This is a genomic window from Devosia sp. Root635, assembly GCF_001427605.1.
Lineage (GTDB): Bacteria > Pseudomonadota > Alphaproteobacteria > Rhizobiales > Devosiaceae > Devosia.
Genome location: NZ_LMGZ01000022.1, coordinates 290,947 through 310,400, shown reverse-complemented (window position 1 = coordinate 310,400; position 19,454 = coordinate 290,947). Strand labels below are relative to the sequence as shown.

At 64.2% G+C, this 19,454-nt stretch carries 22 protein-coding genes; 14 read left to right on the top strand and 8 right to left on the bottom strand.

Annotation, left to right across the window (positions count from 1 at the left end; genetic code table 11):
• Positions 1 to 23 precede the first annotated feature (23 nt).
• On the top strand, positions 24 to 659 hold the full coding sequence (upp, locus tag ASD80_RS16630; RefSeq protein ID WP_056235310.1) for a uracil phosphoribosyltransferase: 636 nt from the start codon (positions 24 to 26) through the stop codon (positions 657 to 659).
• 227 nt (positions 660 to 886) lie between these two features.
• Here upp and ASD80_RS16625 read toward each other — a convergent pair whose 3' ends face one another.
• From ASD80_RS16625 to ASD80_RS16610, 4 genes are all read right to left on the bottom strand, one after another.
• Positions 887 to 1,504, bottom strand: coding sequence for an HAD family hydrolase (locus tag ASD80_RS16625; protein WP_162247386.1), 618 nt, complete (start codon positions 1,502 to 1,504; stop codon positions 887 to 889).
• A 73-nt stretch (positions 1,505 to 1,577) separates the two neighbouring features.
• Positions 1,578 to 2,162, bottom strand: coding sequence for a TadE/TadG family type IV pilus assembly protein (locus tag ASD80_RS16620; RefSeq protein ID WP_082555378.1), 585 nt, complete (start codon positions 2,160 to 2,162; stop codon positions 1,578 to 1,580).
• Entirely contained in the window at positions 2,159 to 2,740 is a 582-nt protein-coding gene (locus ASD80_RS16615; RefSeq protein ID WP_082555377.1) for a TadE/TadG family type IV pilus assembly protein, read from the bottom strand. The genes ASD80_RS16620 and ASD80_RS16615 overlap by 4 nt, the downstream gene beginning before the upstream one ends.
• Before the next feature lie 113 nt (positions 2,741 to 2,853).
• Entirely contained in the window at positions 2,854 to 3,309 is a 456-nt protein-coding gene (locus ASD80_RS16610) for a pilus assembly protein N-terminal domain-containing protein (protein ID WP_056235297.1), read from the bottom strand.
• Positions 3,310 to 3,699: 390 nt separating this feature from the next.
• Between ASD80_RS16610 and ASD80_RS16605 the strand changes: the two genes are divergently transcribed.
• From ASD80_RS16605 to ASD80_RS16570, 8 genes are all read left to right on the top strand, one after another.
• Entirely contained in the window at positions 3,700 to 3,903 is a 204-nt protein-coding gene (locus ASD80_RS16605; RefSeq protein ID WP_056235295.1) for a Flp family type IVb pilin, read from the top strand.
• Between the two features lie 126 nt (positions 3,904 to 4,029).
• The gene (locus ASD80_RS16600) at positions 4,030 to 4,557 is read left to right on the top strand and encodes a prepilin peptidase (RefSeq protein ID WP_082555376.1); all 528 of its coding nucleotides are present in this window, start codon (positions 4,030 to 4,032) and stop codon (positions 4,555 to 4,557) included.
• A 322-nt stretch (positions 4,558 to 4,879) separates the two neighbouring features.
• On the top strand, positions 4,880 to 5,812 hold the full coding sequence (gene cpaB, locus ASD80_RS16595; RefSeq protein WP_056235290.1) for a Flp pilus assembly protein CpaB: 933 nt from the start codon (positions 4,880 to 4,882) through the stop codon (positions 5,810 to 5,812).
• A 13-nt stretch (positions 5,813 to 5,825) separates the two neighbouring features.
• The gene (locus ASD80_RS16590) at positions 5,826 to 7,223 is read left to right on the top strand and encodes a type II and III secretion system protein family protein (RefSeq protein WP_162247385.1); all 1,398 of its coding nucleotides are present in this window, start codon (positions 5,826 to 5,828) and stop codon (positions 7,221 to 7,223) included.
• A 27-nt stretch (positions 7,224 to 7,250) separates the two neighbouring features.
• Entirely contained in the window at positions 7,251 to 8,522 is a 1,272-nt protein-coding gene (locus ASD80_RS16585) for an AAA family ATPase (protein ID WP_056235285.1), read from the top strand.
• Positions 8,523 to 8,561: 39 nt separating this feature from the next.
• On the top strand, positions 8,562 to 10,064 hold the full coding sequence (locus tag ASD80_RS16580) for a CpaF family protein (protein WP_056235282.1): 1,503 nt from the start codon (positions 8,562 to 8,564) through the stop codon (positions 10,062 to 10,064).
• Complete coding sequence (locus ASD80_RS16575) at positions 10,064 to 11,038, top strand: type II secretion system F family protein (RefSeq protein ID WP_056235279.1); 975 nt, start codon at positions 10,064 to 10,066, stop codon at positions 11,036 to 11,038. Before ASD80_RS16580 ends, ASD80_RS16575 begins: the two co-directional genes overlap by 1 nt.
• 15 nt (positions 11,039 to 11,053) lie before the next feature.
• The gene (locus ASD80_RS16570; protein ID WP_056235267.1) at positions 11,054 to 12,067 is read left to right on the top strand and encodes a type II secretion system F family protein; all 1,014 of its coding nucleotides are present in this window, start codon (positions 11,054 to 11,056) and stop codon (positions 12,065 to 12,067) included.
• Between the two features lie 2 nt (positions 12,068 to 12,069).
• On the opposite strand, the gene ASD80_RS16565 is transcribed toward ASD80_RS16570, so the two are convergent.
• The gene (locus tag ASD80_RS16565) at positions 12,070 to 12,297 is read right to left on the bottom strand and encodes a hypothetical protein (protein ID WP_056235265.1); all 228 of its coding nucleotides are present in this window, start codon (positions 12,295 to 12,297) and stop codon (positions 12,070 to 12,072) included.
• Positions 12,298 to 12,369: 72 nt separating this feature from the next.
• Positions 12,370 to 13,104, bottom strand: a complete 735-nt coding sequence (locus ASD80_RS16560) for a tetratricopeptide repeat protein (protein WP_056235262.1) — start codon at positions 13,102 to 13,104, stop codon at positions 12,370 to 12,372.
• A 432-nt stretch (positions 13,105 to 13,536) separates the two neighbouring features.
• Between ASD80_RS16560 and ASD80_RS16555 the strand changes: the two genes are divergently transcribed.
• Both ASD80_RS16555 and ASD80_RS16550 read left to right on the top strand, forming a co-directional pair.
• A complete protein-coding gene (locus ASD80_RS16555; protein ID WP_056235258.1) occupies positions 13,537 to 14,877 on the top strand; it encodes a leucyl aminopeptidase family protein in 1,341 nt (446 codons plus the stop codon).
• A 58-nt stretch (positions 14,878 to 14,935) separates the two neighbouring features.
• The gene (locus ASD80_RS16550; RefSeq protein WP_056235255.1) at positions 14,936 to 15,859 is read left to right on the top strand and encodes a helix-turn-helix domain-containing GNAT family N-acetyltransferase; all 924 of its coding nucleotides are present in this window, start codon (positions 14,936 to 14,938) and stop codon (positions 15,857 to 15,859) included.
• A 58-nt stretch (positions 15,860 to 15,917) separates the two neighbouring features.
• Here ASD80_RS16550 and ASD80_RS16545 read toward each other — a convergent pair whose 3' ends face one another.
• Together ASD80_RS16545 and ASD80_RS16540 are read right to left on the bottom strand one after the other, a co-directional pair.
• Positions 15,918 to 16,856: a 2-hydroxyacid dehydrogenase gene (locus ASD80_RS16545; RefSeq protein ID WP_056235252.1), complete on the bottom strand. Its 939-nt coding sequence runs from the start codon at positions 16,854 to 16,856 to the stop codon at positions 15,918 to 15,920.
• A 66-nt stretch (positions 16,857 to 16,922) separates the two neighbouring features.
• A complete protein-coding gene (locus tag ASD80_RS16540) occupies positions 16,923 to 17,678 on the bottom strand; it encodes a c-type cytochrome (RefSeq protein ID WP_082555373.1) in 756 nt (251 codons plus the stop codon).
• 262 nt (positions 17,679 to 17,940) lie between these two features.
• On the opposite strand from ASD80_RS16540, the gene ASD80_RS16535 reads away from it, so the two are divergent.
• The 3 genes from ASD80_RS16535 to ASD80_RS16525 all read left to right on the top strand — a co-directional run bounded on the left by ASD80_RS16535 (position 17,941) and on the right by ASD80_RS16525 (position 19,426).
• A complete protein-coding gene (locus ASD80_RS16535; protein WP_056235249.1) occupies positions 17,941 to 18,771 on the top strand; it encodes a prephenate dehydratase in 831 nt (276 codons plus the stop codon).
• Between the two features lie 77 nt (positions 18,772 to 18,848).
• Positions 18,849 to 19,109, top strand: a complete 261-nt coding sequence (locus ASD80_RS16530) for a CopG family ribbon-helix-helix protein (RefSeq protein WP_056235439.1) — start codon at positions 18,849 to 18,851, stop codon at positions 19,107 to 19,109.
• Complete coding sequence (locus ASD80_RS16525; protein WP_056235248.1) at positions 19,109 to 19,426, top strand: type II toxin-antitoxin system RelE/ParE family toxin; 318 nt, start codon at positions 19,109 to 19,111, stop codon at positions 19,424 to 19,426. Before ASD80_RS16530 ends, ASD80_RS16525 begins: the two co-directional genes overlap by 1 nt.
• Positions 19,427 to 19,454: the final 28 nt, after the last annotated feature.

The following is a 19,454-nucleotide window of genomic DNA, read 5'->3' as shown; positions in this document are numbered from 1 at the left end:
CGCGGGCGGTGATTCCAATGAGCATGAAAACCGGCAATGTCACCGTCCTCGATCACCCGCTGATCCAGCACAAGCTGACCATCATGCGCAACAAGGAAACCTCCATTGCCGGCTTCCGGCGCCTGTTGCGCGAGATTGCTCACCTGATGTGCTACGAGGTGACGCGCGATCTCGAACTGGAAATGATCCCGATCGAGACGCCGATGGCGGCCATGGATTCGCCGGCCATCAAGGGCAAGAAGCTGGTCTTCGCCTCCATCCTGCGCGCCGGCAATGGCTTGCTCGATGGCATGCTCGATCTGGTCCCCGCCGCCCGCGTCGCCCATATCGGCCTCTATCGCGATCATGAAACGCTGGAGCCGGTCGAATACTATTTCAAGGCGCCGGCAGACCTGGCCAATCGGCTGATCATCGTCGTCGATCCGATGCTGGCCACCGGCAATTCGGCCACCGCGGCCATTGAAAAGCTCAAGGAGCGCGGCGCCACCGATATCCGCTTCCTCTGCCTGCTGGCCGCCCCTGAAGGCATCAGGAACTTCACCGAAAGCCAGCCCGACGTCCCGGTCTTTACCGCCTCCATCGACAGCCATCTCAACGAAAAGGGCTATATAGTGCCAGGCCTCGGCGACGCCGGCGACCGGATGTACGGGACCAAATAGGTCCGCGGCGCAGAACCATCGGTTCCTGCCCACCCTCCCCCTTGAGGGGAGGGTAGCGTCGCTCGGCCCGCAGGGCCGTAGCAGAGCTGGGGAGGGGGTAATTGTGTGACCACCGATGGACCCCCACCCTCAATCCCTCCCCTCAAGGGGGAGGGAGGCGATGAACATTGGCGCCGCGCCCCGGTGTTCCATCTTCCCGATGGGTCAAAGCTGCAACGTTCCGTCTACTACCCCTTCAGCGGCAGCCCCAGCGCGATCAGTTCTTTCCGCAGCATCGCCGGGTCCTTGAAATGCACCCCGTGCATGCCGTATTTCCGCGCCGCCACGATATTGGGCTCGCTGTCGTCGATGAACACGCAATTGTCCGGCGCCAGGCTGTAGCGCTCGCAGAACACGCGATAGAGCCGCGGATCTGGCTTAACCAGCCCTTCCAGTCCCGACACCACTACCCCATCGAATTTTTCGAGGAAGGGCCATTCCCCCAGCCGCGTCATCCACTTTTCCCAGGAGAAATTGGTAATGGCGAAGGTGGGAATATCCTGCTCGACCAGCTCGTTATGGATATCGATCGTCCCCTGGATGAACGGTCCGAAGGTTTCCGCCCAGCGCTCGTCGAAAGCCTTGATTTCGCGCCAGTATCTGGGGAAGCGCGTGATCAGCTTGGCCACGCCCTCGGCATAGATTTCGCCGGCATCGAATTCGAGGTTCCAGTCGCCGGTGCAGATATTCTGGTGGAACCACAGCGCGTCCTCTTCGCTCTCGAAGAGCTTGCGGAACAGGTACATCGGGTTCCAGTCGACGAATACGCCGCCAAGGTCGAACACGGGAACAAGCGTATCGGTCATGAGCATACCGCCGGAGTGGGAGAGGATGCCGGCTTGTGGCATGGGCTTGTGGGCCACGCAAGCCGGTCGCGCTTTAGTTGACGGTGATGCTGCCACCGAACCGGGGCATCAGGAAATTCTCGCGATAGAGATTGATCGGCTGGTTGAGGACGAAACCATAGAGCGGGGTATGGCTATAGGTGCCCTCGGCAACGATCACGAATGTATCCTTGGCATCGTCGCGCGCCACGTTTCTCATCGCCACCGGCAGGTCGAAGGCCGAACCGGCCTCATGCGGGCCCGCGGTCAAAGCGTCATTGGCAAATTGCCATGACCACTCGACACTCGTCGTGCCGTCCGGACGCACCCGCACCTGCGACACCACCTGGCGCAAGGGGTCGGACGGATAGGGCGTCATGATCCCGCTGGCCGCCTGAAAATAGTCGGTCAGCGCCGCCGTGGTGATCGTGGTATCGGAGCGTGCGACCAGGTCGCCCAGCGTGCCGGCAACCGACTGCACCCTGCGATCCATGGCGATCGCCGCGCTGGCCTCGACCGAGCCGATATAGACCAGCAGCATGAACGGCAGGATCAGCGCGAACTCCACCGCCGCCACCCCGTCTTCGAGGCTGCGCAACTGCCGCAAGCGGGCCAGCAATCGCTGCCAGGTCGCTCTCATGTGAAGGGCTCGTTGCGGAATACGGTGGCCGCCCCCATCAGGCGGTTGCCGTCCGGCAGGTTCCCCATGCCCAGGCCGCCCAGCGGCAGGATCACCGGCCACCGGTAATAGACCTGCACGGTCACGATGCTCGACCCCTGTCCGGGGGTGAAGGCCTCGGGGCGCGTCCACGCATCGCAGCCGTCCTCGCCCGCTTCGCAGTTCCAGTTGACCGGCGGGGTCATGCTCGCCGCATTGAAATTGTTGACCACCTGCACTTCGACATGCAGGCCATCGCAATCGGCGAACAGGCCGAAGAGCCGGTCGCAGACGTTCTGCTTGAACTGGGCCGGGGTCATGCTGGCCTGCTGGGCCTGTCCGGTGCGGATCAGCCGGCTGACATCCTGCACGGCGCTGTCGAGGATTTGCCCCGACAGGAATACGACCGAGGTTTCGAGGATCGCGCCGATGATCGAAAAGAAGGGCACGGCGAGCAGTCCGAATTCCACCGCGGTCACGCCCCGCTCGTCGCGCAGGAATCCACGCCGCCGCCGGGGCAGCAGGGCTCGTCCGATCCGCGATGCAAGACGTCGGCTCATGGTCCAGCCCGGTTTGCGCGATCCGGCAAACCTAGCGGCGCATGGATAAAAGATGGTTAGGAGCGACCCCTGGCGCCGCCACAACTGCCGCCACGGTTAACGAGTCATGAATCTCAGTTGGCGAGCTGCTGGACCAGTTGCGAGGAGGCGATGGCCTGCGACGAGAAGTTCGTGTCGTCGCCCATCATGACCACCGACTGGCAGACTGGCGCACAGGCCAGGCTCGTGCGCGCCTGCCCCTGGTAGACGGTCACCACGCCGGCCTGCATCTGCACCACCTCGATCAGCGTGTCGGCGATCGGATTGCCGGCATTGTCGAGCACGATCAGGTTGGTCTGGCCATAGCTCTTGCCGGTCAGGATCAACGTCTGCGGATCCTGGATGGTCACGTCGGCGATGCCGGGATTGCCGATGATGACCGTGGCGGCGGCGGCATTGATGCGCAGGATGCGCGCCATGTTGACATTGACGTTGATCGGCGCGCCGTCACTCGCCATGGCTGGCGCCGGAACAAGGGCCGATGCCAGCGACAGGCTGATTGCGAAGGCGGCGGCAAGCATGGGGCGCATGGGACGGTTCCGGCGTACTGGTACTCGATGCTGCCATTTTCGGTGCGAATGGTTTATATTTGGCAAACGCCTGTCAACAGTGCCCGCTCCAGTTCATCCAAGTCAGTCTGCCCGGCAATGCAGTAGAACCAGGTACAATTGGCTATTCACCCAATTGGCCGCAATACCTAGGGAAATTTGCGCAATATAGGCCGCTCCGGTGGGGCTCCGTAAAATGCGACGAGATATATTAACACTTTGATTAATATAGCAAATCGGTAGAGGAAGTGCGAATGGCTGCATCCGTCAATTAACGCAATTTCAAGGACTCCCAACTAGCGTCTGGCGGTGTTCGATGTGTGACGTGTCGAACGATGACGTCTCTAGATGACGTAAAAATGGAGCCTGGGAATGAACATCTTCGCACGTTTCGCCAAGGACGAGTCCGGCGCGACCGCAATTGAATACGGCCTTATCGCCGCTCTGATCTCCGTCGGCATCATCCTTGCCGCCTCTGCCCTCGGTACCAACCTGGGTACCCTGTTCAACGGTATCGCCGGCCAGCTCAACGTGACCGTGCCCGGCGGCACCACCACTGATGGCGGCACCACCTGATACTGACGCACAACCGGATCAAAGGGAGGAGCGCCTGCGCTCCTCCCTTTTCATTTGGGCTTTCTTAACGGCGGTTTGGCACTCTGGAGGACGCGGGTTTCGCGCCACCAGCCAGGGATCTGAACCATGTCAACCGTAGCGATGCTGCTCTTTCCGCTCGGCATGGCCCTCGCCGCATCGTCCGACCTGCTCACCATGCGCATTTCCAACAAGCTGGTGCTGCTCCTGGCGATCGGCTTTGTGGTCACGGCGCTGATTGTCGAAATGCCGCTGCAGCAATTCGCCATGAATGTCCTGTGTGCCTTCGTCGTGCTGATGGTGGCTTTCGGCCTCTTCGCCTTGCGTTGGATCGGCGGCGGCGACGCCAAGCTCGCGGCCACGACCTCACTCTGGCTCGGCTTTGTCGGGCCATCGGGAGATTTCACCCTGGTCGCCTATCTTGTTTACGCCGCTCTTTTGGGTGGCGTCCTGACGCTGGCCATTCTCGCCTTGCGGCGCCTGCCGCTGGATACGGTGTTTGTCGGCAGGCCCTGGCTGGGCTGGTTGAACCGTCTGCACGACCCCAAGCAGGGCGTGCCCTATGGTATCGCCCTGGCCCTGGCCGGCATGCTGACCTACACCAATTCGACGATCTTCGAGCGCCTCACCGCCTGATCGCTCACGCCGCCGCACGTCCACGGGGTCATTCACACCCACGGCGTCATTCCGGCGCAAGCCGGAATCCACGCGGCCAGACATATCTTCAAGCCTTCACCGGCATGGCATCGTGGTCAAGATGTCGGGCAGTAACACTGCGTGCTGGCCAAGTAGCCGACGGAAATCTACTGCCTGCGGTTCGCGGCCAAGGCAAAAAGCTAAAATTTACATATTGTTAACCGCATCCGCAAAGCTCCGATTAACCAAACTTTGACCCTTTGCGTTCAAGGTTCCCCGGTGGAATTGGGCCGATTGCGCCCGCGTACAACCGGAGTGAGTCATGAAGCCGGCGCGTATCATCTTGTTGGTCGTGGCGCTTGTCGCCGGTGGCCTGGCGGCATTTCTCGTTACCCGCGGCGGCAGTCCGGCGCCCCAGCAGATCGTCCAGACCGAACTGGTCCAGGAGGCCAGGACGCAGATTCTCGTCGCCAAGGCGCCCATCGGCGTCGGTGAGCGGCTGAGCCCGGCCACGCTCGAATGGCAGGACTGGCCCGAAGGGGCGGTGCGCCCGGAATACGTGACCATTTCCGCCATGCCCGAAGCGCCCACCGAGCTGACCGGCGCCGTGGCGCGCTTCGAATTCTTCCCCGGCGAACCGATCCGCCAGGCCAAGCTGGTCCAGAACGCCCAGGGTTACCTGTCGGCGGTGCTCACCGAGGGCATGCGCGGCGTGTCGGTCGGCGTTGCCGCCGTGTCGAGCGCCGGCGGCTTCGTCGTGCCCAACGATCATGTCGATGTGGTGCTGACGCGTCAGACCGCGGCCGGCCAGCAATCCGAAGTCATCCTCGCCAATGTGCGTGTGCTGGCCATCGGCGCCCGCCTGGGTGAGATGGGCGCCAGCGGCGGCCAGGAAGACCCGGCGAACCCCACGCCCACGCCCACCACCTTCGCAAATTCCACCATCGCCACCCTGGAGCTCGATCCGGCCCAGGCCGAAACGCTGATCAACGCCGCGACCCTGGGTCAGTTGACGCTGACCCTGCGTTCGGTGGTCGATTTCGACAATACCACGGTCGCCGAAAGCCCCAGTTCCAACCAGACAGTGCGCCTGGTCCGCTTCGGCAAGACGCAATCGATCCTGGCGGGCACCAATCCGACCCTGGTTGGCCAGCAATCCGTGCCGATGACGCCCGACCTCTACCCTCAACCCGACACGTCCGGCGATGCGGCTCAGTCCCCCGAGTCCATCCAGCCCCAGGTGGTGCCCGAATAGGGCGGAGATGATCATGATCAACCAGTTCACCACGCTCAGCCGCCGGACCGCCGGTCTTTTCGCCGTCTCGGCACTGGCTATCGGCCTGGCCCTGCCGCTCATTCCGGCCGCGATGGCCGACGAAACCCACGTCACCATCTCCGCGGCGGCCTACGGCGCCACGCGCAAGTTCGAGGTCGAGATCAACAAGACCGCCCTGGTCGATCTGCCCGCCGGCGCCGCCGAGGTGATCGTCTCCCAGCCCGGCGTGGCCGCTGCGATCATGCGGACCCGCACCCGCGCCCTCATCCAGGGCATAACCGGCGGCGATACCAACATCTTCTTCCTCGACGACCAGGGACGCACCATTGCCGTGCTGGACGTACAGGTGATCGAGGAGCCCTCCCAGGTCGGCAATGCCCTGCAGATGGCCCTGGCCCGCATTCTCCCCGGTTCCAATATTCACGTTGAATCGGTGACTTTGGGTGGCGGCACCAACCGCGTCGTGCTGACAGGCAATGTGCTGTCGGGCGAAGATCGTGAACGCGCCACGGCCGTCGCCACCCAGTTTGCCGGCGGTGCGGACAACGTCGCCAATATTCTCGATGTCGCCGGTGCCCAGCAGGTCATGCTGCAGGTTACAGTGTCCGAGATCAGGCGCGACGTGGCCAAGCAGCTCGGCATCAACCTTTCTGGCACCGTCACGCTGGGCGCCCTCAATCTCGGCTTCAACAGCACGCAGACCGCCCTGCCCAATGGCATCAGCGGCGGCTACGGCGCCGGCAACCTGCAGATCGACGCGGCCATCCGCGCCCTCGAAACGCGCGGGGCCCTCCGCCTGCTGGCGCAGCCGACGCTGACGGCCATGTCGGGTGAACCCGCCGAGTTCCTCGTCGGCGGCGAGTTCCCCATCGAAACTTCCGACGGCAATGGCGGCACCACCGTCACCTACAAGCCCTATGGCGTCGAGCTGAAATTCACCCCGACCGTCAAGGCGAACGGCACTATCGGGCTGGTTGTGGATACCGGTGTTTCCGAAGTCCAGACCGGCACCTTTGCCCTGTCGCGGCGCGACGTCAAAACCACGGTCGAGCTGCCGACCGGCTCGACCCTGGCCATCGGCGGTCTGATCGACGAACGGACCACCCAGGACATCAGCCAACTGCCTGGCCTGGGTAATATCCCGATCCTGGGCGCGCTGTTCCGCTCGCGCGACTTCCGGACCCAGCAGACCGAACTGGTCATCCTGGTTACCCCCTATCTGGTCGGACCCAGCCCGGCCAATTCCATTCCCGTGCCGACCGACCGTTCGGTGGTGGCCAGCGACGCCGAGTCCATTTTCCTCGGCAAGCTGGAGACCATGTATGGGGTCGGCAATAGTGGCGAAATGCGCGGCGGTTTCAGTGGTTCGGTCGGCTTCGTCCTCGACTGAGCCCTGGCGTCAAGGAGTTTTGGTTTCATGAGTTTCCTGTCTTCCGAGCCCAAGAAGGTCGAAGAACCCGCCGCCGACATCGCCTCGGGCGCGCGCCTCATTCCGCGCATCACCATCCAGGCCTTCTGCGAGCATTCCCAGACCGCCCAACTGGTGGAAAGCGCCATTCACGACCGGCGCATGTCCAAGGTCGCCCTGACCACCCATAATGGCGGCATCGATGGCGCGGTGGAGACCTACAAGTCCAACCCCACGCCCAACCTGATCATCGTCGAGACCAACCTCATGCCCGACGAGATTCCGGGCGCCCTCGAACGTCTGGCCGAGGTCTGCGATGCCTCGACCCGCGTCGTGGTGCTGGGCCATGTCAACGACGTGCTGCTCTATCGCGAGCTGATCCGCTCGGGGATATCGGAATATATCGTGCTGCCGGCCACCGCCCAGCAGATCGTCGGCGCCATCACCGATCTCTTCGCCTCCGAGAATGCCGCCCCCATCGGGCGCACCGTGGGTTTCGTTTCGGCCAAGGGTGGTGCCGGTGGCTCCACCGTCGCCCACAACGTCGCCTGGGCCATCGCCACCGCCTTGCGGCAGGATAGCCTGATCCTCGATATGGACCTGGCTTTCGGCACTGCCGGCCTCAACTTCAACCAGGATCCGCCCCACGGCCTGGCCGATGCGCTCCTGGCCAACCAGAAGGTCGACCAGACCATGCTGGACCGCCTGATGAGCAAGGCGGCCAACCACATCAACCTGCTGACCGCGCCGGTGACGCTCGATCGCACCTATGATTTCGAGGAGCGCGAATTCGAGCAGATTCTCGAACTCTGCCAGAACACCATGCCCATCGTGGTGCTCGATATTCCCCATGCCTGGAATGCCTGGGTGCGCCAGACGCTGGCCACCATCGATGAGGTGGTGATCGTGGCCGAGCCCGATCTGGCCAACCTGCGCAATGCCAAGAACATCGCCGATACCGTCCGCGCCCTGCGGCCGACCGAAAGCGCGCCCTGCCTGGTGCTCAACAAGGTGGGCATGCCGCGCCGGCCCGAGATCAACCCCGCCGAATTCGCCGCTTCGGTGGAATGCCAGCTCATCGGCCAGGTGCCGTTCGACGCGGCACTCTTCGGCACGGCGGCGAATAACGGCCAGATGATTGCCGAAGTGGCCGCCAACAACAAGATCAACGACATCTACCGCGCCGTCAGCATGCACGTGACGGGGCGCCAGGCGACACATGCCGGGGGCAGGTCATCGAACCTGATGAAGTTGCCCTCGTTCCTCAAGAAGCGGGCCTGAGAGCGGTCACCCTAGGCTCTCCACAACGGTAGGACGACCATGTTTGGCAAGCGCACATCCTTTGGCGGCAATACTCCGGGCGTCGGTGAAGTCCAGCGTCCGGTTCCCAGCATGGCGCCGCGAGCTGACGCGCCGGCCGCGCCCGCGCCGGCACGCCGCGCTGCCGATACCGACGCCATGGCCGCCCGCATGCGCGGTGGCGATGAGGTGGTCGATGTTCGCGCTCCCGCCGACGCCGCGCGCGACAAGGAATATTTCCACACCAAGTCGGCCATCTTCAATGCGCTGATCGACTCCATCGATCTCAGCCAGCTCGCCACCATGGACCAGGATGCGGCGCGCGAGGAAATCCGCGACATCGTCGCCGAGATCATCGCGCTCAAGTCCATCATCATGTCCATTTCCGAGCAGGAAGACCTGCTCGAGGACATCTGCAACGACGTGCTGGGCTATGGCCCGCTCGAACCGCTGCTGGCGCGCGACGACATCGCCGACATCATGGTCAACGGCTCCCAGCGCTGTTACATCGAAGTCGCCGGCAAGGTGCGCCTGACCAATGTGCGCTTCCGCGACGACGCCCACCTGATGAATGTCTGCCAGCGCATCGTCAGCCAGGTCGGCCGCCGCGTCGATGAAAGCTCGCCCATCTGCGACGCCCGCCTGCCCGATGGCTCCCGCGTCAACGTCATCGCCCCGCCGCTGGCCATCGATGGCGCCGCGCTCACCATCCGCAAGTTCAAGAAGGACAAGCTGACCCTCCAGCAGCTGGTCAAATACAACTCCATCTCGCCCGAAGGGGCCGAGGTGCTGCGCATCCTGGGCCGCGTCCGCGCCAATGTACTGATCTCGGGCGGTACCGGCTCGGGCAAGACCACTCTGCTCAACTGCCTCACCGCCTTCATCGAGAAGGACGAGCGCGTCATCACCTGCGAGGACTCGGCCGAACTCCAGCTCCAGCAGCCCCATGTGGTGCGTCTCGAAACCCGCCCGCCCAATCTGGAAGGCGAGGGCGAGATCACCATGCGCGACCTCATCAAGAACTGCCTACGCATGCGTCCCGAACGCATCATCGTCGGCGAAGTCCGCGGCCCCGAGAGTTTCGACCTGCTCCAGGCCATGAATACCGGCCATGACGGCTCCATGGGCACGCTGCACGCCAACAGCCCGCGCGAAGCCCTCTCCCGCCTTGAATCCATGATCACCATGGGCGGCTACGCCCTGCCTAGCCGCACCATCCGCGAGATGATCACCTCGTCCATCGACGTGGTGGTGCAGGCCGCCCGCCTGCGCGATGGTTCGCGCCGCATCACCCACATCACCGAAATTCTCGGCATGGAAGGCGACGTGATCGTGACGCAGGACATTTTCCTCTACGACATCGTCGGCGAGGACGCGAACGGCATGCTGGTCGGCAAGCACCGCTCTACCGGCATCACCAAGCCGCAATTCGCCGAGCGCGCCCGCTACTTCAACGAGGAAGCCAACCTCGTCGAAGCGCTCGAAAAATCCAATATCGAACAGCGCCAACTGCTGGATTCGTGATGACCACTCTCCTGCTCGTCGTTTTGGCCATGATCACCGTCGGTGCGGCGGGGTTTGCCCTCGTGCCCTCGGCGCTGGGCGGCAGCCGGGCCGACAAGCGCCGCAAGGCGCTGCAGGGCGATATGCGCGTCAACCGCCTCGAAGCCAGCGCCGCCCGCACCCGCGACGACCGGCGCAAGTCCGTGCAGCAGGCATTGAAGTCGCAGACCGATGCGCTCAATGCCAGGAAGCGCGTGAAGCTGCCGCAACTGCTGTTCCAGGCTGGCATGACCATCAAGCCGGCGGTCTTCATCCGCAACTCGGTCATTTTCGGCGCCGCGGTGCTGGTCATTCTCATCCTGGCGCAGGTGCCGATCTTCCTGGCGCCGGTCTTCGCCGTGGCGGCGGGCTATCTGCTGCCGCGCTGGTGGGTCGGCCGCAAGCGCAAGAAATACCAGGACAGGTTCCTCGACGAACTGCCCAACGCCGTCGAGGCCGTGGTGCGCGGCGTCAAGACCGGCTTGCCGCTCAACGACTCCATCCGTGTCGTGGCCAAGGATGCCAAGGAGCCGGTGAAATCCGAATTCGGCCGCGTGCTCGACCAGCAGGCTTTCGGCATGTCGATGACCGAGGCGGTGACCGTGCTGCTCGATCGCGTGCCGCTGCCCGAGGTCAATTTCTTCGTCGTCGTCATCACCGTGCAGCAGCAGGCCGGCGGCAATCTCAGCGAAGCGCTGGGGAACCTGGCCAAGGTGCTGCGCAACCGCAAGAAGATGAAGCAGAAGATCAAGGCCATGTCCTCCGAAGCCAAGGCCTCCGCCGGCATCATCGGCTCGCTGCCTTTCGTCGTCGGCATTCTGGTCAGCATCGTGTCGCCCACCTACCTGGCGCCCTTGTTCACCACCTCCCTGGGCCATGTCTGGCTGGGCGTGGGCGTCGCCATGCTGGCATTGGGCATTTTCATCATGAATCGCATGATCCAGTTCGACTACTGACCGGGAGCGCCACCCATGAATTTCGTCGAGCTTCTGACCCAGCGGGAATTCCTCATCTCGGTGCTGGCGGCCGTTTCCGCGGCAGCCGTGGTCTTCACCTTCGGCTCCAGCTTCATCGTCAAGTCCGAAATGCGCGACCGTATCAAGCGCGTGGCGCTGGAACGCGAGAAGATGCGGGCCGAAGAAATGGCGCGGCTGCGCGGCGGCGTGGCGGCCACCGAGGGTCGCGGCATCCGGCGCAGCGCCGAAACGCGGACCTATATGAAGAATGTGGTGGAGCGCTTCGATCTCAAGAAGGCGTTCCAGGACGATGCCACGGTCGACAAGCTGGCCATGGCCGGGTTTCGCGGGCAGGGCCACCTGACCACCTTCCTCTTCATGCGGTTCGCCACGCCCCTGGTCGTCTTTGCCGTGGCGGCCCTCTATGTGCTGGTGCTGTCGCCGGGCGAGCGCCCGCTCTATCTCAACCTGGCCTATGCCATAGGCGCCGGCCTGCTCGGCGTTTACCTGCCCAGCCTGCTGCTCAAGAATACCACGACCAAGCGCCAGGCCTCGATCAAGAAAGCCTGGCCCGATTGCCTCGATCTGATGCTGCTCTGCGTCGAGGCGGGCATGTCGATGGAACACGCCTTCAAGCGCGTCGCCAAGGAAATCGGCGCCCAGAGCGTCGAGCTGGCCGAGGAACTCACCCTCACCACGGCCGAGCTGGCCTTCCTCGAAGACCGGGGCCGTGCCTATGACAATCTGGGTCGCCGCACCGGGCTCGACGGCGTCAAGTCGGTGATGACCGCGCTGATCCAGGCCGACCGCTACGGCACCTCCGTCGGCCAGGCCTTGCGCGTCATGGCCGAGGAGGGCCGTGAGGGCCGCATGATGGAAGCCGAGAAGAAGGCCGCCTCGCTGCCGCCCAAGCTCACGGTGCCGCTGATTCTGTTTTTCCTGCCGGTGCTGTTCATCGTCATCATGGCCCCGGCCATGATCAAGGTCTTCGGCGGTCCGGTGGCCGGCGTGATGGGTGGCGGCGGCTGAGTTCAGGCCTTCTTGGAGACCCGCTGGCCGGCCATGCGCTCCATGGCGATGCGAGAAAAGATGTCGCCTTCGCCTATGGCCCGGTTGGCGCTGATCGAGGCGAAGCTGTTGGCGAACTGCGTATTGCGCTCCATGATCTCACGCGCTTCGGCCCGGCGTGCCTTGCGATACTCCATCTGCGCGGAGATGGAATATTCATGCAGGTTGAAGCGGGTGATCTTGTCTGCCATGGCGCCGAGTCTGCCCGCTGAATCTTAACCGCGCGTTAAGCCGCGCTCCCGGCTCGTGCCGCTTTGGGCCGGTCAGCCCTGCTCGATCATGTCCCAGCGGTTCTGCTGGGTCAGCAGCGCCCGCACATAGGCCATGTTGCTCTCGACCTGTGCCGGCGGCAATTCGGCGGCGTAGATCGCCCGGCATTCCTCGAACCGCCCCTGCAGCCCCACGATCAGCGCCAGGTTCTGCCGGATCTGGCTGGTGGCACCACGCATCTGCACCGCCCGGCGCAAATGCTGCTCGGCAGCGGGCAATTCATTGGTCATGGCGTAGCTGAGGCCCATATTGGCTTCGATCGAGGCCTCGCCGGGCGCGAACACCAATGCTTGGGCATAGATCGCCCGCGCTTCCTGGTTGCGGCCGACCTGGTCGAGCGTCGCGCCCTTGACCAGCAGCGCGTTCCAGTCCGGCGCCTCGGGGCGGATGACATTGTCGAGCACCTGCAGTGACTGGTCGAACCGGCCATCGGCCGTCAGTGCCTTGGCATAGGCCACCGCGATATCGACATCCTGCGGGTGATAGCCGATGCTGATTTCCAGCACCGACACGGCCTGTTGGCTCTGTCCCACCGCGCGCAGGGCGGCTGCATAGTGTATGGCGATGCCCTTGTCCTTGGGATTGGATTTGTAGCGGGCGGTCAGCTCGGCCAATCCCTGCTGGCTCTGTCCGGCTGGTATGCCCGAATAGTCGGGCGAGGGCATGCTGCCGCGATTGGACGCACAGGCACCGATCGCCACCGCGGCCACACCGGCCAGCAGCAGCATGCGCAGGGGTCTTGCGAGGCGGTTCCACGACAACATGCCCCTGCAATAAATCATTAACCCTAACAGGCAGTTAAGGAGGTTCGTGTTGCGTGTATCGCCTGGGCACACAAATGCTTCAGTCGACTCCCTCGCCCTTGCGGGGCTTGGAGCGACCCGAAGGGTCAAATCGCTCCAGTGGAGCGATTTGAGTGAACAAGGCCATGAGGACTGTGCCCGAATGGCTGGACGAAGGGTCGGGGATGTTTAGCCCCCGATATCCGGGCTCCCAACCTCCCCCGTCAAGGGCCTGCGCTCGGGAGCGCGCAAGCGCTACCCGAGTGGGGAGGAGCCGCGCGGTGGGCGTGGGGGAGGTCGTGCCAGCCCATATGCGCCACCCCGCGTTGCCGCGACTCTCCCACCCCGCTACAACAACGCAATACCCCGGAGTCCATCATGCCCAAAGCCCCTGTCCTCCCGCTGATCTGCGTCGAAGAGGGCAACCTCGCCGCCGCCAATCTGTCTGCGGCACACGCCGCCTGGGCCGCGGCCAATGCCTTCTCCGGCCAGGGCGGGCGCCTGCTGCCGCTGCCGGGGCAGGGTGGGGCCCTCGATGGCTGGCTCTTCGGCATGGGCGAGGCCGCCTCCCGCCCGGCTTTGGTCACCGGCCTTGCCGGCGCCGCGCTCGCATCCGGCGCCTATCGCCTCGAAGGCGCGGTGGCCGATCCAGCGCTCGCCGCTCTCGGCTTCCGTCTCGGCGCCTATCGCTTCGATCGCTATCGCCAAAGCAAGCCCGCCCCGACCCTCGCCGATCCCGGCCCCGCCGAAGTCACCCACCTCGTCGAGGCCGCCACCCTGGCGCGCGACCTGATCAACACCCCAGCCAACGACCTCGGCCCCGATGCCTTCGAGGCGGAGATCCGGGCCTTCGCCAAGGCCCGCACGATGAAGATCAAGGTTACGTCGGGCGACGACCTGCTCAAGGCCAATTTCCCCATGATCCATGCCGTCGGCCGTGCCAGCGCCCAGGCGCCGCGCCTGATCGACCTCACCTGGGGCCAGGCGGGCGATCCCAAGGTGACGCTGGTCGGCAAGGGCGTAACCTTCGATACAGGCGGTCTCGATATCAAGCCGGCCTCCGGCATGCTGATCATGAAGAAGGATATGGGCGGCGCCGCCAATGTGCTGGGCCTGGCCCATGCCATCGTCTCGGCAAAGCTGCGCCTCCGCCTGCGCGTGCTCATCCCCGTGGTCGAAAACGCCATTGCCGGCGCCTCTTTCCGGCCCGGCGACGTGCTCAAATCCCGCAAGGGCCTCACCGTCGAAATCGGCAATACCGATGCCGAAGGCCGCCTCATCCTGGCCGATGCCCTGGCGCTGGCCGATGAGGAAAAGCCCGAGCTGCTGCTCGACATGGCGACCCTCACCGGCGCCGCCCGCGTCGCGCTGGGGCCGGACCTGCCTCCGCTCTACAGCACCGATGATGTGCTGGCCCGCGCCCTCATGGATACCGGCGCCGCCGCCGACGATCCGCTGTGGCAGATGCCGCTCTGGTCGCCCTATGACGCCATGATGAGCTCCAAAATCGCCGATGTGAACAACGCCGCCAGCGGCGGCTTCGCCGGCTCGGTCACCGCCGCGCTGTTCCTGCGCCGCTTCGTTGCCAATGCCGGCGCCTGGGTGCATCTCGACATCTATGGCTGGGCCCCCGAAGCGCGCCCCGGCCGCAGCCAGGGCGGCACCGACCAGGGCATTCGCGCCGTCTACGGCGTGCTCAAGCAACGCTATCCAGCATAGTTGACTTTGACAACTAATTGGTTGACTATGTCAATAGTCAACCGTCCGGAGTCGGACCATGTCCGTCAATCCCGCCGAGATCGCGCAGGTCCGCGCCTTCAATCGATTCTACACCAAAGTCATCGGCCTGCTCGAAGAGGGTATGCACCAGAGCCCCTACACCCTGGCGGAAGCCCGGGTGATCTATGAGCTGGGCAAGCGCGGCCATGCCAGTTCGGCCATCATCGCCGAGGGCCTGGAAATGGATCGCGGCCAGATGAGCCGGCTGGTCCTGAAGCTGGTGGATCAAGGCGTGGTCGCCGTGCTGCCGCGCGCCGGGGACCGGCGCATGGTTCCCCTGGCCCTGACCGCCGAAGGCGACGCGGTCTATCGGCGTTTCAATGAAATGAGCGATGCCGCCGTTGCCAATGGCCTGTTGGAGCCGTTGGACGAATTCGGTCGCCGCGACCTTGTCGGCGCCATGCGCCGCATCGAGACGCTGCTGGGCGAGCCGGACGATACCCAATTGCTCCTCCGCCCGCATCGCATTGGCGATATCGGCTGGCTCATCCACCGCCAGGGGCTGCTCTATCACCTCGAACAGGGCTGGAACGGCGACTTCGAGACGCTGATCACCCGCATCTATGCCGAATACGAAGCCGCCCCCGCCAGTCTGCCCAAATCCTTGTGGATCGCCGAGCAGGATGGGCAGGTCGCCGGCTCCGTCTTCATCATCCCGGCCGAAGAATCCGGCACCGCGCAATTGCGCATGCTCTATACCGAGCCCGCCTTCCGCGGTCGTGGCATCGGCAAGCGCCTGGTCGATGAAGCCGTCCGCTTCTCCCGCGCCTCGGGGTACAAGCGGGTCATCCTCTGGACCCAGGACTGCCTGGTCTCCGCCCGCCGCATCTACCAGGGCGCCGGCTTCGAACTGGTCCACGAAGACAGGCACCATTCCTTCGGCACCGACCTCAACGGCCAATACTGGGCGCTGGAGCTCTGAGTGGGCCTCGCTCCCTCGGGGAGGGGCGAGGGGCGGTGGAACCCAGATGCAGGTGGCTTCAATACCCCCGCTGCCGGTCCACCACATTGATCAGCGGCTCGCCGGCCTCATGGTCGCGGATGATCTGCGAGAAATAGCGCACACCGCTTGCCGGGTCAGAAATCGCCGCGATATGCGGCGTAATATAGCAATTCTCGATATCCCAGAGCGGGCTGCTGGTGGGCAGCGGCTCGGTCTCGAATACGTCGAGGCTCGCCGCCCCCAGCGTGCCATCGCCCAGGGCCTTGACGATATCGGCCTCGCGCTGGTGCCCGCCGCGCGCCGCGTTGACGATGGCAGGCCCGCCATCGAGTCGGTCCCGCCGCAGCTTGCCAAACGTTTCGTAGTTGAGGATGCCGGTGGTTTCCGGCGTCAGCGGCAGCAGGTTCACCAGGATGTCCGTACCCGCCAGAAACGCCTCGAACGTTTCGGCGCCGGCAAAGCCCTCCACGCCCTCGATCGCCTTCGGCGTCCGGCTCCAGCTCCGCAGTGTGAAGCCCAGCGGCCTGAGGCGCGCGGCCGCGTCCTGCCCCAATACGCCCATGCCCATGATACCGACCGTCGTTTCCGAGGCGGCCGGAGGATAGAGCTGGCTCCAGCGCCGCGCCTGCTGGTCGGCGCGGAATCTTGTATAGAGCCGGTGGTGCATGGTCACATGGGCAACCACATAGTCGCTCATGCGCTGGCTGAGATCAGCGTCGACGAAGCGCACGATGGGCGCGTCGGGCAGGCGCGGATGCTTCAGCAGCCCGTCCACCCCGGCGCCGAGCGACAGCACCGCCTTGAGCCCGGTCAGCCCGTCAAAGGCCTCCGGCTTCGGCTTCCAGGCGAAGACATAGCGCACCGCCGCCGGGTCGAACCCATCGCCGCGCCGCACCACGGGGTAGGGGCTTAGCTCGGCCCGCAGCTTTTCGGCCCAGTTCGCCTCGTCGACATCGGACAGGTGCAACAGCAGCATGGCTTTCTCCTCAAGCAAAGAGCCGCGCCTTACGGGCGCGGCTCTCATTGATTCCGTCCGGCAGGCTTACTGCGCGGTGGTGGTCGGGGTGCCTTCGACCGGCGTTTCCGTCGCGGTCGTTTCCGGCGTTTCCGTCGCGGCTGCCGGCTCTGCCGCAGGGGCATCGGCGGGCGCTGCCGCAGGGGCATCGGCCGGCGTGGCAGCAGGAGCCGCGGTCTCGGCGCCTTCGGCCGGAGCCGCTGCTTCGCCATCGGCTGCGGCGGGCGCAGCTTCTTCGGCCGGCGGGAACGGTACGGGCGAGCCCGACAGCGTCTGCAGGTAGGCGAGGATGTCGGCGCGCTCCTCGGCGGTACGAATACCCGAGAACGTCATCTTCGTGCCCGGCACATAGTCGCTCGGCTTGGTCAGGAAGGCGTTCAGATTCTCGTAGGTCCAGGTATCGCCGGCAGCGTTATGCGCCAGCATGCCCTCGGAATAGGCGAAGCCTTCGACGCCGCCTTCCGGCCGGCCGACCACGCCATAGAGATGCGGGCCCTGCTTGTTGGGTTCGCCCTCGCCGAAGTTGTGGCAGGACTGGCACTTCTTGACGTCGGCGGCGCCCTTGGTGGGGTCGGCGCTGGCCAGCAGCACGCCCAGTGGCACTTCCGGCGCGGCTTCCGCAACGGCGCCAGGCGCGGCGGCTTCCGGCTCTGGCAGGGCATAGCCCGGGCCACGCCCTTCGATGGGATGGTAGATGGCTTCTGCGACAAAGCCGGCGCCCATGACGAACAGCAGCGTGCCCAGCACGGCGCCCATGATCTTGTTAAGCTCGAACGAATCCATTTGGTCTCTCTGCCGGTCCATCCCCTGTGGACGTATAGTCGAACCCGGCTCAACTTTCGATTATCCCAAAGGAAAAATCGCCTCAACGGAGCGGCCCGACGCGCGCGGAAGATAGTCGCAAGGCCGGGCGTGCGCAACCGTCCAAAGCCCTGCTGCGACAATTCCCCGCCGCTCTCCCGCAATGACCGCTCCGCCCGGTTCAATTGACTCCTTCTGTCCCGAGGTTCAAAAGCCTTCCGCCTATCAGAGATGGACTTCCTCGATGACCAAGAAGATCGCTTTCCAGGGCGAGCCCGGCGCTTTCAGCCATGCCGCCGCCTCCAATATTTTCCCCGGCGAAGAAGCGATCGGCTGCGTCACCTTCGAGGAAACCATTGCGGCTGTGCAGTCCGGCCGCGCCGATTTTGCGGTCGTCCCGGTGGAGAATTCGCTCTATGGCCGCGTCACCGATATTCACCACCTGCTGCCCCAAAGCGGTCTCAACATCATCGGCGAGACCTTCCTGCGCGTCGAGTTGAACCTGCTCGGCGTGCCCGGCGCGTCGCTGGCGGACATCAAGGCGGTGCAATCGCATACGGTGGCCCTGGGCCAGTGCCGCAATTTCATCAACGGCCACAGCCTACGCACCATCACCGGCGCCGACACGGCCGGCTCCGCGCATGAAATTGCGCAGAAGGCCGACAAGTCCGTCGCCGCCATCGCCTCCCGCTTCGCCGCCGAGATTTACGGCCTCACCGTGCTGGCTGCCAATATCGAGGACGCCACCCACAATACCACGCGCTTCCTGGTGCTCTCGCCCACCCCGCAAGAAGCCCCGCCCGACCAGGGCAAGGTCAAGACCACCTTCGTCTTCCGCGTGCGCAACGTGCCGGCCGCGCTCTACAAGGCCATGGGGGGCTTCGCCACCAACGGCGTCAATATGACCAAGCTGGAGAGCTACATGGTCGGCGGCGCCTTCACCGCCACCCAGTTCTACGCCGACATCGAGGGCCACCCCTCCGACATCGGCGTCCAACACGCCTTCGAGGAACTCGGCTTTTTCACCGACTATTTCAAGGTGCTTGGCGTCTATCCTGCGGCAGAGAGCAAGTAGGGCGAGTCGCTAGCAGGGATCGCTTGCCATTTTGCGTCGTTGTAATACGCTGTATGCTCACTAGGTGGAGCATTGTCATGGCCGGCCAGGAGCTTTCCGATCCAATCACAATCCGACTTCCGCATGACGTTCTGGCAGCAGTTGAACGAATCTCGGAAACCTCGGATCGCACCCGAAGCTGGGTTGTGGTGCGCGCTCTGCGCCTCTACCTGGCAGGAGAGGGCGCTGAGATTCTGAGCGTCGCAGACGGCCTCAAGCAGCTTGATAGCGGCGAGTCCGAAGATATGGATGACGTTATCGCCCAGGTGGAACAGATCGTCCGCGGAAATGCCGCTTGATGAAAGTGCGGCTTTCCAGGAATGCTGCAGACTATGTGCGGCAGGAAGCGGCCTATCTTAGACAGCATAGCCGGTTGGCGGCAGAGCGCTTCCTGGAAAGAGTGAAGTCCGTAAGGCGCGATCTCACCAGCTTTGGTGAAGCGGGGTTCTCCGACGAAAAGGCCCCTGTTCCGGGAATGCGCAGGATTGTCCGCAACGGCTATTTCTATGACTATCGCGTCGAGAAGAACGCGATTGAGATCGCGTTAATCTCAAGCTCGGTGAACCGGCCGTTGTTGGGCCCTTCCGACGACGATGATTTCGACTACGAGGCATAGCTGGACAGCAATCCCGGTCCATAGCCTC

Excerpts from the sequence above, each read along its gene's own strand:
- upp (WP_056235310.1), top strand. The coding sequence starts at position 24 with ATGAAAACCGGCAATGTCACCGTCCTCGATCACCCGCTGATCCAGCAC.
- ASD80_RS16625 (WP_162247386.1), bottom strand. The coding sequence starts at position 1,504 with ATGACCGATACGCTTGTTCCCGTGTTCGACCTTGGCGGCGTATTCGTC.
- ASD80_RS16620 (WP_082555378.1), bottom strand. The coding sequence starts at position 2,162 with ATGAGAGCGACCTGGCAGCGATTGCTGGCCCGCTTGCGGCAGTTGCGC.
- ASD80_RS16615 (WP_082555377.1), bottom strand. The coding sequence starts at position 2,740 with ATGAGCCGACGTCTTGCATCGCGGATCGGACGAGCCCTGCTGCCCCGG.
- ASD80_RS16610 (WP_056235297.1), bottom strand. The coding sequence starts at position 3,309 with ATGCGCCCCATGCTTGCCGCCGCCTTCGCAATCAGCCTGTCGCTGGCA.
- ASD80_RS16605 (WP_056235295.1), top strand. The coding sequence starts at position 3,700 with ATGAACATCTTCGCACGTTTCGCCAAGGACGAGTCCGGCGCGACCGCA.
- ASD80_RS16600 (WP_082555376.1), top strand. The coding sequence starts at position 4,030 with ATGTCAACCGTAGCGATGCTGCTCTTTCCGCTCGGCATGGCCCTCGCC.
- cpaB (WP_056235290.1), top strand. The coding sequence starts at position 4,880 with ATGAAGCCGGCGCGTATCATCTTGTTGGTCGTGGCGCTTGTCGCCGGT.
- ASD80_RS16590 (WP_162247385.1), top strand. The coding sequence starts at position 5,826 with ATGATCAACCAGTTCACCACGCTCAGCCGCCGGACCGCCGGTCTTTTC.
- ASD80_RS16585 (WP_056235285.1), top strand. The coding sequence starts at position 7,251 with ATGAGTTTCCTGTCTTCCGAGCCCAAGAAGGTCGAAGAACCCGCCGCC.
- ASD80_RS16580 (WP_056235282.1), top strand. The coding sequence starts at position 8,562 with ATGTTTGGCAAGCGCACATCCTTTGGCGGCAATACTCCGGGCGTCGGT.
- ASD80_RS16575 (WP_056235279.1), top strand. The coding sequence starts at position 10,064 with ATGACCACTCTCCTGCTCGTCGTTTTGGCCATGATCACCGTCGGTGCG.
- ASD80_RS16570 (WP_056235267.1), top strand. The coding sequence starts at position 11,054 with ATGAATTTCGTCGAGCTTCTGACCCAGCGGGAATTCCTCATCTCGGTG.
- ASD80_RS16565 (WP_056235265.1), bottom strand. The coding sequence starts at position 12,297 with ATGGCAGACAAGATCACCCGCTTCAACCTGCATGAATATTCCATCTCC.
- ASD80_RS16560 (WP_056235262.1), bottom strand. The coding sequence starts at position 13,104 with ATGCTGCTGCTGGCCGGTGTGGCCGCGGTGGCGATCGGTGCCTGTGCG.
- ASD80_RS16555 (WP_056235258.1), top strand. The coding sequence starts at position 13,537 with ATGCCCAAAGCCCCTGTCCTCCCGCTGATCTGCGTCGAAGAGGGCAAC.
- ASD80_RS16550 (WP_056235255.1), top strand. The coding sequence starts at position 14,936 with ATGTCCGTCAATCCCGCCGAGATCGCGCAGGTCCGCGCCTTCAATCGA.
- ASD80_RS16545 (WP_056235252.1), bottom strand. The coding sequence starts at position 16,856 with ATGCTGCTGTTGCACCTGTCCGATGTCGACGAGGCGAACTGGGCCGAA.
- ASD80_RS16540 (WP_082555373.1), bottom strand. The coding sequence starts at position 17,678 with ATGGATTCGTTCGAGCTTAACAAGATCATGGGCGCCGTGCTGGGCACG.
- ASD80_RS16535 (WP_056235249.1), top strand. The coding sequence starts at position 17,941 with ATGACCAAGAAGATCGCTTTCCAGGGCGAGCCCGGCGCTTTCAGCCAT.
- ASD80_RS16530 (WP_056235439.1), top strand. The coding sequence starts at position 18,849 with ATGGCCGGCCAGGAGCTTTCCGATCCAATCACAATCCGACTTCCGCAT.
- ASD80_RS16525 (WP_056235248.1), top strand. The coding sequence starts at position 19,109 with ATGAAAGTGCGGCTTTCCAGGAATGCTGCAGACTATGTGCGGCAGGAA.